Annotated in this window: 1 protein-coding gene; it reads right to left on the minus strand. The window is 65.8% G+C overall.

The annotated features are described in order from the left end of the window. Positions 1-445 (minus strand): phosphopantetheine adenylyltransferase (locus tag DVK06_RS17785; RefSeq protein ID WP_121601166.1); only part of this gene is annotated, 445 nt, incomplete at both ends.

Consider the following 445-nt stretch of genomic DNA (forward strand, 5'->3'; position numbering starts at 1 on the left):
GGCCGTGCACGTCGATTTCGCCGTTCCGGATCCGGGTGCTGCTGATTCGCGTGCCGTCTTCGGCGACGACGAACGGCGGCGTGTGGATTTCCAGCGGGTGGAGCCCCGCGTCTCGCCGCTGTTGGTTGAGTTCGTAGGCGCGGCGCTGTGCCTTCGCCTCCGGCGAGGCGACGAGCGCATCCACGTCCGCCCGTGTCGCGGCCGGTCCCTGCGTGTCGTCTAACCGGACAATCTCATACGTGGCGGTATACGGCTCACCCAACTGGTCCAGCTCGGACGCGAGCGCGCTTCGACGGTCATCGTACGCACCCAACTGTTCGACGTGTGTCGGGTCACTACGCGTCTCTGTGGCCAGTTCAGGGCTGGTCAGACCAACGATGACGTGACCATCGCCGCTCCCGTCGTGACTTGCGGTCTGAAACGCCTTATGCAGGAGCGCCCGGTG

This window comes from Halorubrum sp. Atlit-28R (genome assembly GCF_003665955.1).
GTDB classification, from domain to species: Archaea; Halobacteriota; Halobacteria; order Halobacteriales; family Haloferacaceae; genus Halorubrum; species Halorubrum tropicale.